The organism is Thalassomonas sp. RHCl1, assembly GCF_947387555.1.
Taxonomy (GTDB): domain Bacteria; phylum Pseudomonadota; class Gammaproteobacteria; order Enterobacterales; family Alteromonadaceae; genus Thalassomonas.
Genome location: NZ_CANDNZ010000003.1, coordinates 532,908 through 545,846 on the forward strand (window position 1 = coordinate 532,908; position 12,939 = coordinate 545,846).

At 47.0% G+C, this 12,939-nt stretch carries 10 protein-coding genes; 3 read left to right on the plus strand and 7 right to left on the minus strand.

Annotated elements, in window-relative coordinates; translation table 11 throughout:
- The first annotated feature begins 14 nt into the window (after window positions 1-14).
- Window positions 15-638 carry a hypothetical protein gene (locus QL234_RS12700; protein ID WP_281558211.1) on the plus strand — a complete coding sequence of 208 codons (624 nt, stop codon included), beginning with the start codon at window positions 15-17 and terminating at the stop codon, window positions 636-638.
- 94 nt (window positions 639-732) lie between these two features.
- Here QL234_RS12700 and phnW read toward each other — a convergent pair whose 3' ends face one another.
- Entirely contained in the window at window positions 733-1,845 is a 1,113-nt protein-coding gene (phnW, locus tag QL234_RS12705; protein WP_281558243.1) for a 2-aminoethylphosphonate--pyruvate transaminase, read from the minus strand.
- Between the two features lie 363 nt (window positions 1,846-2,208).
- Between phnW and QL234_RS12710 the strand changes: the two genes are divergently transcribed.
- On the plus strand, window positions 2,209-4,347 hold the full coding sequence (locus QL234_RS12710; protein WP_281558212.1) for an alkaline phosphatase family protein: 2,139 nt from the start codon (window positions 2,209-2,211) through the stop codon (window positions 4,345-4,347).
- 182 nt (window positions 4,348-4,529) lie between these two features.
- On the opposite strand, the gene QL234_RS12715 is transcribed toward QL234_RS12710, so the two are convergent.
- The gene (locus tag QL234_RS12715) at window positions 4,530-4,919 is read right to left on the minus strand and encodes a hypothetical protein (protein ID WP_281558213.1); all 390 of its coding nucleotides are present in this window, start codon (window positions 4,917-4,919) and stop codon (window positions 4,530-4,532) included.
- 657 nt (window positions 4,920-5,576) lie between these two features.
- Window positions 5,577-6,653, minus strand: a complete 1,077-nt coding sequence (locus QL234_RS12720; RefSeq protein ID WP_281558214.1) for a hypothetical protein — start codon at window positions 6,651-6,653, stop codon at window positions 5,577-5,579.
- 263 nt (window positions 6,654-6,916) lie between these two features.
- Between QL234_RS12720 and QL234_RS12725 the strand changes: the two genes are divergently transcribed.
- Entirely contained in the window at window positions 6,917-7,102 is a 186-nt protein-coding gene (locus QL234_RS12725) for a hypothetical protein (RefSeq protein ID WP_281558215.1), read from the plus strand.
- Between the two features lie 84 nt (window positions 7,103-7,186).
- On the opposite strand, the gene QL234_RS12730 is transcribed toward QL234_RS12725, so the two are convergent.
- From QL234_RS12730 to QL234_RS12745, 4 genes are all read right to left on the minus strand, one after another.
- Window positions 7,187-8,302, minus strand: coding sequence for an NAD(P)/FAD-dependent oxidoreductase (locus QL234_RS12730; RefSeq protein WP_281558216.1), 1,116 nt, complete (start codon window positions 8,300-8,302; stop codon window positions 7,187-7,189).
- A 180-nt stretch (window positions 8,303-8,482) separates the two neighbouring features.
- Window positions 8,483-9,451: a TauD/TfdA family dioxygenase gene (locus QL234_RS12735; protein ID WP_281558217.1), complete on the minus strand. Its 969-nt coding sequence runs from the start codon at window positions 9,449-9,451 to the stop codon at window positions 8,483-8,485.
- Between the two features lie 294 nt (window positions 9,452-9,745).
- Window positions 9,746-12,169 (minus strand): ABC transporter permease, encoded by a 2,424-nt coding sequence (locus tag QL234_RS12740; protein WP_281558218.1) that lies wholly within the window; start codon window positions 12,167-12,169, stop codon window positions 9,746-9,748.
- Window positions 12,166-12,876 carry an ABC transporter ATP-binding protein gene (locus QL234_RS12745; RefSeq protein ID WP_281558219.1) on the minus strand — a complete coding sequence of 237 codons (711 nt, stop codon included), beginning with the start codon at window positions 12,874-12,876 and terminating at the stop codon, window positions 12,166-12,168. Before QL234_RS12745 ends, QL234_RS12740 begins: the two co-directional genes overlap by 4 nt.
- Between the last annotated feature and the right edge of the window lie 63 nt (window positions 12,877-12,939).

Genomic DNA, 12,939 nt, shown 5'->3' on the forward strand with positions numbered 1-12,939 from the left:
GGAAGAATAAAACAATGAAAGATGTATTGATAAAATTTTATAAAAGTATTTTACTTACAACCCTGGTACTGCTCTCTTTAAACGCAAGGGCAAGTGTTATCACCTTTACCGGTGCTGATTTAATTTCCGGCAATCCGGTTACCGTCGGTGGCATCACCCTTACCACCACAACTGTCGGGGGAGACATCGACTTTATTAATGCAGGGCAGTATCAAGGACTTTGGCTCGGAGAAGATCACAGCTCTGCCAGCTATACTTTCTCCTTTTCAGAAGTGATCCAATCTATTGAAATTGCCTTTACTGCCTTTAGCAGTACCGGGCCGCTTCCGGTTGAAACCATGTTCAACTTTACCGCAGACAGCAACCCGGTGAATATCAATCATACCAATGTCAACGGCACCAGGTTCGAAAACAACACCATTATCTCCACCATCAATAACGGCGCAGGTATTTTTAATTATTCCGGTTTATTCAGCGCATTTTCATTTAATCACAACCAGGGGGAGCAATCCGGCTTTGTTGTCGAACGTATTTCGATAAATGGCGGCGGTGCCCTGGTGCCTGAACCGCCGGTATTATTGCTGTTTATTTCTGCTTTGGCCCTTATGCGCCTGGCAAGAAGAAAACTTAAAAACTAACAAAAACTTAAATATCAGCAGGCCTGCTAAGTTTTCCCTTATCAGGCTCTTTTACTCAGGTTAAGCAGACATTTATTAACTTTTTAGACTCATGCTACCAATACTTAGCCTGGGCAATGGCAGCAAGTAAACGTTCAATATCACCGGGATATATTTCGCCGATATTACCGATACGGAAACAATCGGCATCTGAAACTTTACCCGGATAAATGACAAAACCCTTGGTTTTTAACCGCCGGTAAAACTCCGAAAACTGATAATTATTACTGTCCGGCGAATAAAACGAGGTAATAATCGGCGAGTGCAACTTATCATTTAATAAAGGCGTAAATCCTAACTCACGCATCCCGGCCACCAATAACTGCTGATTTTTCCGGTAGCGCCCCGCCCGCGCGCTTATCCCCCCTTCAAGCTCAAGTTCGGTTAATGCCTGAGCGAATGCCCTGACCACATGGGTCGGTGAAGTAAAGCGCCATTTACCGTTGGCGCTTTCCATGGTATGCCATTGGGCGTATAAGTCTAAACTTAATGAGCGCGCCTGGCCCCGGCACTGCTGAAGCAGCTCGGTTTTGGCGATCACAAAACCAAAGCCCGGCACCCCCTGAATACATTTATTGGCGGAGCTGATCATAAAACCGATATCAAGGGCAGCAAGATCAAATTCAATACCGCCAAAACTCGACATGGCATCGAGAATAAACACCTTGTGATATTTTTGGCATAACTTCGCCGTCGTCTCAAGCGGGTTCAGCATGCCGGTGGTGGTTTCACAATGCACCATGGCAACATGCGTTATCGCCGGATCTGTTGCCAGGACATCTTCAATCACCGCCATATCCGGCAATTGCGTTTCACCGAAAGTGATCACCTGGTGTTTAATCTCCAGGTATCGGGCAATTTCGGCGATACGCTCGCCATAAGCGCCATTGTTGATCACCAACAGCTTATCCTGCTTGCCTATTGCACTGCCGATCACGGCTTCGACACTGGCGGTGCCGCTGCCCTGCATCAATACGCTAGTGTAGCGATTGCTTTCATCCGGCGTATTTGCTGAAACGGCAAGGGTTAGCAAGTTTTGGCGGATTTTTTGTACCACCTCAAGGTTATAGTCGTCATCCCAGGTACACCAGTCTTTAAGCATGGCCTGCTTGACGGTATCAGATGTCGTTAACGGTCCCGGGGTTAATAATAAATAATGTTGCATGATCTTTCCTTAAAATTGGTATAGACCAATTATGTTCAAAGTGATGCTATCTTTAAATACCCGCACCGCAGTCTTCATCAAATTGTCATATTCGCCTGTTGCTGGCTGGTCCGCTTCCTTTTACGGCATCACCTGTTCCCAGCAAGCACTTTGCTTGTCCGTAGAAATAAAGACAAAGCAATAACTTAAAGACAATCTTTAAGGCACAGATGCCATTGTTCATTAAATCATCATATGGTCGTCATTAAGTTCACGTAAATTCATATTGGTCTAGACCAAATAAAACATTTACTTAATCCAGCATGAGGCAATAAAGTGAAAACGAAAACCAAACAAACGCGAGCAGATGGAACCTTCAGCCAAAAGATGAAAAAGCGGCTCAAAAGCACGGCTAATACCGGCCTTGGCTTAGGGGCCTATATGCTGCTAACCTCGGCATCGGCTTTAGCCGGTCAACATTCTTTAGTCATCGCCATTGACGGCTTACGCGGCGATGGTATTGAGAATGCCGCCACCCCGAATATCGATAAATTAATCAAGGGTACCTGGGCAAGCGGCTACCGGGGAGCTTTCGCCCATTATGCCCAAACCATGTCAGATGCCGCCCCCAATAGCGGCCCCAACCATGTTGGCATCATGACCGGCGTCACCTCAACAAAAAGCGGCGTCACCGGTAACTCTGATGTCGGTAGTGGCCGTTACGGTGATTATCCCCATTATCAAACTCTGATTGAAAACCACGACCCGTCCCTTAATACCGCCTACCTGGTGACCTGGGGCACGGATATGCAAATCACCAACAGCGCCGATGTTAAAATCGACTCGGACGATGCCGGCAATATCAAAAATGCCGTCAACATGCTTAACGGCAGCTATTCCGACACAAACTGGCCTTTGGGCAGCAGCCCGGATGCCATTTTTTTATTTCTCGATGATGTCGACCATGCCGGTCACAGTTGCTGCTTTACTGCAGATGATCAGGGTTATACCGATGAAATCACCTCGGTTGACGGACAAATCGGCCAGCTGCTATCGGCCATAAAAAACAGGCCAGGTTTTACCGACGAGCACTGGCAAATCGTCATCACCTCAGATCACGGCGGACGCGGCTCCTCCCATGGTATTCATGCGGCAGATAACTATACCATTCCTTTTTTAGTGGCATCCAAAGCCGTCGGTCAGGGCTATTTAGCCGACATTCCCCATAACTATGACGCCGCCCCCACCGCCCTGTCTCATATGGGTGTTGCCGTTCCTGGGCATATCGACGGTAAAGTCAGGGGCAGCCAAACCTTGGCCCAGGCGCCCACGTTATTACAACAAGACCTGATTACCTACCTGCCTTTTGAAGGGGATTACCGGGATCATTCGGGACAAGAGTTACACGCTACAGTCGGCGGCGGCAGCCCGGCAGTAAGCGGCGACGGCAAGTTCGGCCAACACCTCGCCATTAACGGCAGTGATGAATATTTAACCCTGGGCAAACCCCGGGCGCTGGATTTTGACTATGACACCGACTTTACCCTGTTAACCTGGTACCGGGTCAGCGGCGATCAATTCGGCGATCCCGTGATCATCGGCAATAAAAACTGGAACAGCGGCGCCAACCGCGGCACCCTCTTGCTCGCCAATGAAGGCAATGGCGACGATGTCGGCATCAACCTAGCCTCCGACTCCGGCGATCGTAAAGACATAGATCCCATCGATTATACCTTTAACGGCTGGTGGTTGCTGGCGGCAAGCTTTGACCGGGACGGGGTCGCCACCTTATACGCGGGGAGTCCGCAGGGCAGATTGCATATCATTGCCGGCGGTATCCAGGATGTCGGCGATTTAACCTCGTCACTTAACTGGAATATCGGCCAGGACGGCACCGGCAGCTACCGCTATAACTTAAAAGCGGATCTCGATGATATGGCGATATGGCGCCGGGCATTAACCCTGGATGAAATCCGCACTATCTATAATCAGGGAACCGGCCTGGAAATCAAGCGTATTATCAACAACGACCTGCCGGTTTATTTAAGCTCGGCTTCAGAGCTGGTCGCCAACCAGGAATATAATGTGTTGATCACCGCCAATGCCAAGGGCACTGTCTGCGGTTTGGAATGGGATGCGGATTTAATTTTCAACGAGCGCAATGCCAAATGGGACTGCGCCGGCCGGGCAGATCCGATGATTTTGAAAGTAACCAATGTCCGGCAATTAACCAACGGCAATAAACAAGTTTTCGCAACCTTGGTGGCCCAAAACGGCAAAGGTGCATTGGAGTGGGACGCCGACCTTATCGGCGGCGAGCGCAATGCCAAATTTGATCAAAATACGGCAGGCGATCTCCTGATCTTAAACCTTAACGGCGATGTCAACAACAGCACCATTACCGCCGAAGTAGGCAATAGTGTCTGTGGCCTGGAATGGGACAATGACCTGCTTGGCGGCGAACGCAACGGCAAGTGGGATTGCAACCCCAGCATGGATCCGCTGAGAATTGAACTGTTGCCATAACTCATCTTGATAGCAACAGGAAAACCCCGGCTCTTTGGAGCCGGGCTATTGCCCAATATCAGGGAGGAGCATTAGGGTTTAACAACCAGGCTCCCCTATAAATTTCAGTCAGTCTCATGCATGAGATATTCGCTCTTACGGCAACGCTAAGCGGTATCACACCAAGTTTGCTTAAGCCCGGATCAGGGGCGTAAAATCAAGGATAACTTTCGCTCCAGAGAGTCCAGTTGATCAATTTCTAAATAATCCCGGTACTTTTGCTCTACCGCCAGGCGGCTTTCCCACGGCATAAGTTCAATAACGTCAGTGACAGCATCCAATATTTTTGTTCTTCGCAAACTATTTTGCTCCAGCAATTCATGCCTTTTTTCAACTTTATCAGCGTGCCAAAAGGTTTTCTGTCCTATGGTCACTTGAATAAACTCAGAAAAAGCGAAATGCACCGCATTAAATTTATCTAATATATGCAGCTTATAACCGGGCTTTTGCAATAACAGGTTCGGCAACATAATCGCCGTAAACAACTGGTTACCGGTTTTCGCACAACTGATTTTATCATGACAGAGTTTCATTAATGCAAAAAACTCAATTCTCGCCTCATCACCGTTAATCAGTAATCCATACAAATTTTCTTTGCATGAAGCGAGGAACTTTTTATAGCAAATCCTTAGCATTTCTTTCCTTAACATGTTCAAAGACGGCAGCTCAACTGCCGCAAAACTTAACAGAGCCAACTGTCCTGTAGCTTCATTAAGTTGGTATACCCCTTGGTATGACAATTTGTTAACCCCTTATGGTGTTAATTTGATAATCTAAATTCACATCTTCCCTGATAATCTCCTGCTCCAAGTTTGCCTAATAACCGGAGAAACCGGTTAGCCTGCCAGTCCATAGCTTTTATCAGCTTAAGATGATATTTCCGCTCAATGGAGAGAAACACTTAACGAAAGATAAAGTAGAGATCTGCTTCTTATCAGCAAGAAGCCAATATTTGATTTTATTCACTATACCTCTTTTTATGCCGGGCTTTCAACAGCTTCTGCTAAATAGTCCGATTAATCGCACCGTTTGTTTCTTTAATAACCAAAGTTAAGACTTGTTCTTCTCTCCTCTGGCCCTGGCCCCGGAAAAACAGCAAGCGGCTGATGCCATATCAGCCACCTTTTTAATTGCTTTTGCCGTATCCGGAGTCAGTTTCAGGCTCAGCCCCGAACTGGAATAGCAGATATTTATCCTTCGCTGCTTTCGAGAAACTCTATCACGGTAGCCATCACATTCGTGACCGCCTTATGGTCATGCCAGTCAACATTTTGCCAGTCAATGCCGGTTGCTAATTCGGTGATATTTGAAGTCAGCAAGGTTTTTACGGTTGCCGGCGAGGCGATCGGTTTAAACCTTAATTTTTTACCACCTGTTTTTTGTGACTTCTTGCCCAGCAAACGCGACTCGATTTCTTCGCTGATCTCTCTTTTATCGGTGACGTTAAGCACAGTTTTATTGTGTTTGGCTTTATATTCGGCTTCTGCCGTCAACACCACTTTTTTCGCCTTGACAAAAGACGCGCTCAACCCGGACTCATAAGCATCAACAACACAAGGATAGCGGGTTAAGACATTATAATTATCAAAAGCCCCCATAGAGATGCCAAGGTTTGCCGCCGTCTCTTTAATAGTAAGTTTTTTCTGTCCGGTTTTTAACCGGGCGGTATTGACCATATCGATTTCAGTAAGCGCACTTAAAAAAGCCAACAATTTACCATATTGCGGCAAATCTTCCCTGCTGGCATTTTCTTGAAATTGCTTCACTTTAGTCAGCAGTGGTTTGCTTTCATAAATTTTAAATTGCGAATTTGAACCATAACCTTTGGAATAAACCAAAGCAAAAAAGCGCCTGTGCCCGGTTAGTATTTGATATTGCCCGTTTTCCAGCGGATAAATGGTCGGCACCTGGATAATTTCGGAAACCGAAATATTGTTGCCCAGCTCCATAATAGATTCTATGGTGTGGTTCGCTTTGGTCCAGTCGCTGCTACCGTGCTTTAAACAGTTGATCAGACAAGATTTTCCGATTAAAACATGCCCTTCAGCCTCATAGATATTAACCAGTTCTTTTTTCGACAATTTACGGTTGGTAAACAACTCGGCATGACCGTCATCAATAAAGATACAGGGGAAAAACCGTGCGTTGGTGGGATCCGGTTTGACCGAACTTAAAAATACCGTTTGATAATCGAATGACTCTACATGTAATTTCTCTTGGTTATTTAAACTACTGAGGATCAACTGATCAGATTTAGACACATTCATTCTTTATTTAACCTTCGCAACTTTTTTCAACCCGGGCAATTTGCCGAAAATTATAACAGATATGAGTGTAAGAAAAATATCATAAAATGCATCTAATCGTGATTACCTCAAGTATTTGAAGAAAAAAACCGGATCAAAACGATCCTAAAAACGATCCTTAAGCCCAAACCTGTCATTTTTCACAGTTTCGCAAAAAGCTGACTATGACAAAATGCACATACGGTCTTTAAGATAAAACAAATAAAAAATAGGTGTATGGACTTATGGAAAAAATTTACGATGTTGAGATCATAAAGTGGGCGTTTGAGAAAGGCTACAACCTGGGTCATACGGACATACAGGACGGTATCCATATCAACTTTACCGAGATCCAAAAACATTTTTTGAATGAATTGGCTGAGTATAAAAGCGAAGAAAACCAACTGGATTCAAGCGCTATCACGGCATAAACATGTATTAACCTGCCGATAGCAGCGTACTTGACAAACGGCTCACCTTTGGTGAGCCGTTTTGCTTTCTCCTCCCAGATAATATCAGCCTAAGGCCAGTTTCTCCCTGATCTGTGAGGCGATAGCCAGACTGGCAGTAATACCCGGGGATTCAATACCGAATAACTGGATCAAACCCGGCAAATCATGCGTGCTTTCATCCTGCAGTACAAAATCTTTAAAAGACTCTCCCGGCCCCTGTAATTTGGGGCGGATACCGCTATAAGCCGGTTGCAGCCTGTCCGGATCCAGCTTGGGAAAATAACGTTTGATCGCCCGGCAAAATTTTTCTTTTAACTGCGGATCCACCTGGTAATCAAGATCATCGATATACTGGCTGTCCGGACCAAATTTTAACTGCCCGCCCATATCCAAAGTGGCATGGATCCCCAAGCCTACGGTATTGACTTCCGGCACCGGATAAATCAGCTGCTGAAACGGACTTTTGCCGCTATAAGAAAAATAATGTCCCCGGCACCAATGCAATGGCGGAATATGATGCCCGGACAAACCATCAATTTTTCGGGCCACCTGTTCACTATGTAAGCCGGCACTGTTAATTAAATAACGGCACTGCAAGCGGGTAATTTCCCCCAGGCTGTCCAGGGTCACGACAAAGCCGTTTTCGTTTGGCTGTGCCGACAACATCCGGGTTCTGGCAACAAAGAAAGCACCATTTTGCTCCGCTTCAGCCAATAAACTTTGCATATAGGCGTGTACATCCAAAATGCCGGTCGACGGCGACAATAAAGCCGCCGATGCCGATAATTCCGGGGAATGCTGTGCCAGCGCTTTACGGCTTTGCCAGCTAAGATCATTTACGCCATTGGCACTGGCATTATCTGACAGTTGCTGTAAATAGGCTTCCTCATCGGCATTTTGCGCCACAATCAGTTTACCCAAAGGATAAAACGGAATATGGCGTTGCCGGCAATAGTCATATAAGGCTTCTTTACCGGCAACACACAATTTAGCCTTATAGCTGTTTTGCGGATAATAAATGCCGGCATGGATCACTTCACTGTTGCGGCTGCTGGTTTCTTCGCCAAAAGTAGCATTTTTATCAATGATTAAAACATTTTCCTGATATTTGCTTAATTGCGCCGCCGTTGCCAAACCGACAGCCCCGGCACCTATGATAATGGTATCAACTTTGTCCAAGTTCCGGACTCCTTACATAGGGGCAACTTGCCCCGGAATAAACAGAGCATAACGAAGATGTTATCCGCTGTCATTTCTAATAAACCAAACCTGATAAACGAGCCTGAATACACAGGCTCAGCTGCGCACAAACCCGGCCAAACTCCCGTCAACTAAGAGCCAAAAAGCCGGAGGGCGCTATTATGCGTACATGGCGGTTAACTTTCTGACTTCTTCCGGCGCCCAGTTATTCACCGCATGCGACCAGGCCTTGTTATTAAAGAGCAAAAAGTCATCCGCCTGCATTTTATAAAGAATATGGCAGCTATATAAGTTAGCAATCTGCTCGGGCGTACCGCTTCGGGTATCTGCCGGAGCCCAGTCAGAATCCCCCTCCACATGCATATAACCTTCATAATGCTCACCTTTGGCCTCATTGAGTATACCCAGGTGGCGCAGCAGCTCATGCTGATGCTGGTGAAACGCATGATCGTGAACCGTCACATTATCCCAGTGGCTATACAGATCTTGCCCGGATATCGCAGATTTCTCCTGCCTCAGGGGCACTGTCCTGACCACCACTTTACCGGCGCCGGTTTCTTTTAATACCCGAACCGCACCATCGCATGTTTCCAAAACATCTTTGGCATCGAGATGTTCGGCGCGCAAATCATTGATATTGTCGGGGGTAAGGTTTCGTCCGACAATAGCTTTTTCTTTTGCCTTAAGTAACGAATGGTCGGCATTTTGATCCACCAGGCTAAGGATATTCTCGCCACCTGCAACGGCATTTTTCCGGCAATGCAGGCCAAATAAGTCCAGTGGCGAGCTGCTGTCCCCTTCGGCATGAGACTGGATCATCTGAAACGGCCCCCGCTCGTTAACGGTCACGGCAACATCATCAACCGCCTCCCTGTCTTCCATCATATGCGCCACCAGCTGCATTTGAATATCGTAGGAGTCTCTTAAATCATAATGATCCACCAGCTGTCCGAATAAATCACCGGCGTGCTCAAAAGGCATGCCGCGGACCAAAACCAGCTGATTTTGTTCTATCGCCGCTTTGATTTTGCCAAGGTCAAAATTGCCGGCTTCAAAAACTTGTAAATATTGCTCGCTTTCTGCATCCTGGCCTGGCTCAAATACCGGGGTTTCATAAAACTTTTTCATTATCTGTATCCATGTTCTTGTTACTTTTTACATCAAATTAAGGGCGCAAACAAAACCTGACTGCTTTGCTTGTTCAACAGCAGCGCCATGCTGCGGCTTTGTGCCTTAATAAATCAATGGGGTATCAGAGCCGGGCCGGATGACAAGCATCCGGCCCGGTTGCTGATGTGCGCCCTTAGGTATGGCACTCTTTTTATTACACTTTTTTATTACAATCTTTTTATCGTGCGCTTTATTATCGTGCCTGGGCGCAAGTGAAAGCCTGCTGGCTCTCACTTGGGCTTATGCCGGAGATCACTCCCTCAGGGTATTGATCACCGGGCGATTGATATAGGCCCTGACCGGCCAATAACAGGCAAACAGACAGATCCAGGTGATTAAAGACAAGGTTATCACGCTGATAAGGATCAGTTGATCGCCGATATAAGCATTTAGATCAGCCGAGAAACCTATATACAAGCTAAAGAGTATGATCACCGAAGCGATAAAGCCCAGCACCACTGTCATAGTATTTTCACCGATCACCAGGCCAACAATGGCAAAGCGTTTCGCCCCCAACGCCATACGTGTGCCCAACTCAAAGCGGCGTAATTGCGTGGTGTAGCTTAAAATACCATAAAGGCCGATGCTCGCCAGCAGGAAGGTCACTAACGCCAGTGACGCACTGGTGATCGCCATAGTGAACTGGCTAAAGAGCATGCGCATACGGGTTTGCATTAACGGCTTCATTTCAAATAAAGAGTACTGGCTGCTGATACCGCGCAGTATTTGCGCCGCCTGTTCACGGCTAAGCTCATAATCTGGGGCTAACTCGATTAAAAAGCTGCCGCCTCTGATCGAGGTATGCTTGAACAGTTGCACCTTAGGCTCAGTCGTACCCGGCATAATAGTGTCCGCCACTACACCGATCACGGTATAGATAGTGCCGTCGCCAAAACTCAGGGTTTGACCGACCACTTGCTGGAGATCTGTTGATACTCTTTTCGCAAACGAGGCATTGACCAGCACCACGGGGGTATTATCCAGGATATCTTCCCGGCTAAAGGTATTACCGTACAAGAGCGGCTGCTCAACCATGCTTAAATATTTATCATCAATATATTTCAGCTCAGGCGTGATCTTCTGTTTCGAAGCCTCCATAGTGATCGCCCGGCTCCCCATATTTCTTAACGGGCTGACAGAGCGGCTGACTCCGCGCACCTGCGGCAATTGTTCAAGCTGCTGGGCAAACTGGCTCATCACCACAGACTTTTCTTCGCTATCGGCTTTAGTGCCGGTGGTCATCACACTGACATAAACGCGGTTTTCCATGGTAAAGCCATAAGGGGCGCTGATCACAGAGTAAGCCTGCTCAATCAGGTTAAAGTTGGCAAAAACCAGACAGCTGGCAATCGCCACCTGACTGACAATAAGCAGCTGACGGATTGACTTGGCCACCTGGAAGCTGGTGCCTTTACCGCTGCTGCGCAGCACTAGATTAAGGGCTCTGTAGTTAAGCATATTGTTACTTAAGGCGGTAAAGCCCAGGGCACAAAGCAAGGTTAAGATCACCGCAGACACTAAGGTAAAACCGTTGATGCTCAGTTCGTTCACCCGCGGCAAAACATCGCTTAAATGGCTTTGCATAATATCAAAACCGGTATGTGCCACCAGCAGCGCCAGCAATAACGCCATCGACAACAGCAGGCTGCTTTCGGCAAACAACATGTTAAACAAATGGCGCTTTTTCGCCCCGACAGAGGCACAAATGGCCAGGTCCCGCTGTTTTTGCACCGTACGTGCCATAAACAGGTTACTGATGTTGGCAATAGCGATCAATAACAGCCCGACAACACCGGCAATTAATAATAAGATGGTACGTTCGGTATCCCCTAAGATCGTACTTTTTAAAGACTGCACCGACATATCAATGCGCCAGCCGTTAAAGTACTCATCGCCGACAACCGCCTGCTGCCAGGTATCATCCATCATAGTCGTTAATGATTGCTCAACCTGGGAAGCAACCAGGCCGGGTTTTAACTTGCCGACCACCAGCATAGGTTCCTGTACCCGATTCCAGGCCTGGAACGCGCGCTCCGGGGTGGGGTTAAAGTCCCATGGCAGCCAAACCTGGGTTTTATAACCGACATTATAAATTTCAGGTTCAACAAAGGATTGTGCCAATACGCCAACGATACGGAAACTGACATCATTGATGATCAGGCTTTTGCTGAGCACATCTTCGGCCCCCTGAAATTCCTGCTGCCACATTTGATAGCTCAATATTGCCACAGGATTATGGGTGTTCACTTCTTCACTGTCGCTAAAGTGCCGTCCCATCACCAGTTCGCCCTGGAACAAGTCCGCCCATCCCGGGGTGACAAAGGTGGTATTCACATTTGGCTGGGTCGCCAGCGAGCTGACAATATTATAGTCATAATAGAGCAAGCCTATCTCGCTGAACGCTTCCTGTTTTTTATACAGGTGCATCATGCCCGGGTAATTATAGGCTTTCGCCCATTCCTCGCCGCTGTCATTGATCAGCGACTGGTCAATTTTATATAAGCTTTCCTGCTCCGGATACGGCAGCGGATCATTTAACAACACATTCGCCAACGTCAACACACACAACAGTGCGCCTAAGGTTAGCCCCATACTGATAACAACACTTAAAATAAACCCCGGGGTCTTTTTTAAGCCGGCCCAGGCCTGCTTGTATTGATAAAGTACTGTGCTCATACCGCTACCTTTTGCTGTGTCATGTTAGCCGGATTAAAAATAACACCGTCGGACAGTTTTAACTGGGTGCGAGCCATGTCCGCATAGCGGGGATCATGGGTAACCATACATAAGGTGGTGCCGTTTTTATTCAAACGCTCCAGCACATCCATGACCATGTCGCCGCTTTTGGAGTCCAGGTTACCGGTAGGCTCATCCACCAGTAGTAAAGCAGGATCAGCTACCAGGGCACGGGCAATGGCGACCCTTTGTTGCTGACCACCGGAAAGTTGGTTTGGTTTGTGGCTGGCACGGTGGGTCATACCCACTTGCTCTAAACACCAGGTCACGCGTTCTTTCATCGCCTCATCGCTTTGCTTTTCCCTGTGGTAGCGCAGCGGCAGGGCAACATTATCAAATACGGATAATTCATCTATCAAGTTAAATGATTGAAATATAAAGCCAATTTTCTCATTTCTGACCTCGGCCGCCTCATCCAGGCTCAGTTGGGAAACATCTCGTCCTTCAACAAAATATTGTCCTGACGTCGGCATATCCAATAATCCCAGGATAGAGAGTAAGGTAGATTTACCACAACCGGATGGACCCGAGATAGAAACATAATCACCTTTATTGATGGTCAGGTTGATGTCTTTTAATGCATGCGTTTGCAACTCTTCGGTTTCAAACACTTTACTGAGCTGGCTAAGTTTAATAATGGAATCCATCTCTAACTTCCTTTGGTTATTTTTAATTCTTGTGTGTAACACATTATTTAATTTACTGGCTTG

What these genes read in the sequence shown, in the direction of transcription:
- QL234_RS12700 (WP_281558211.1), top strand. Translation starts at nt 15, where the DNA reads ATGAAAGATGTATTGATAAAATTTTATAAAAGTATTTTACTTACAACC.
- QL234_RS12710 (WP_281558212.1), top strand. Translation starts at nt 2,209, where the DNA reads ATGAAAAAGCGGCTCAAAAGCACGGCTAATACCGGCCTTGGCTTAGGG.
- QL234_RS12715 (WP_281558213.1), bottom strand. Translation starts at nt 4,919, where the DNA reads ATGAAACTCTGTCATGATAAAATCAGTTGTGCGAAAACCGGTAACCAG.
- QL234_RS12720 (WP_281558214.1), bottom strand. Translation starts at nt 6,653, where the DNA reads ATGAATGTGTCTAAATCTGATCAGTTGATCCTCAGTAGTTTAAATAAC.
- QL234_RS12725 (WP_281558215.1), top strand. Translation starts at nt 6,917, where the DNA reads ATGGAAAAAATTTACGATGTTGAGATCATAAAGTGGGCGTTTGAGAAA.
- QL234_RS12735 (WP_281558217.1), bottom strand. Translation starts at nt 9,451, where the DNA reads ATGAAAAAGTTTTATGAAACCCCGGTATTTGAGCCAGGCCAGGATGCA.
- QL234_RS12740 (WP_281558218.1), bottom strand. Translation starts at nt 12,169, where the DNA reads ATGAGCACAGTACTTTATCAATACAAGCAGGCCTGGGCCGGCTTAAAA.
- QL234_RS12745 (WP_281558219.1), bottom strand. Translation starts at nt 12,876, where the DNA reads ATGGATTCCATTATTAAACTTAGCCAGCTCAGTAAAGTGTTTGAAACC.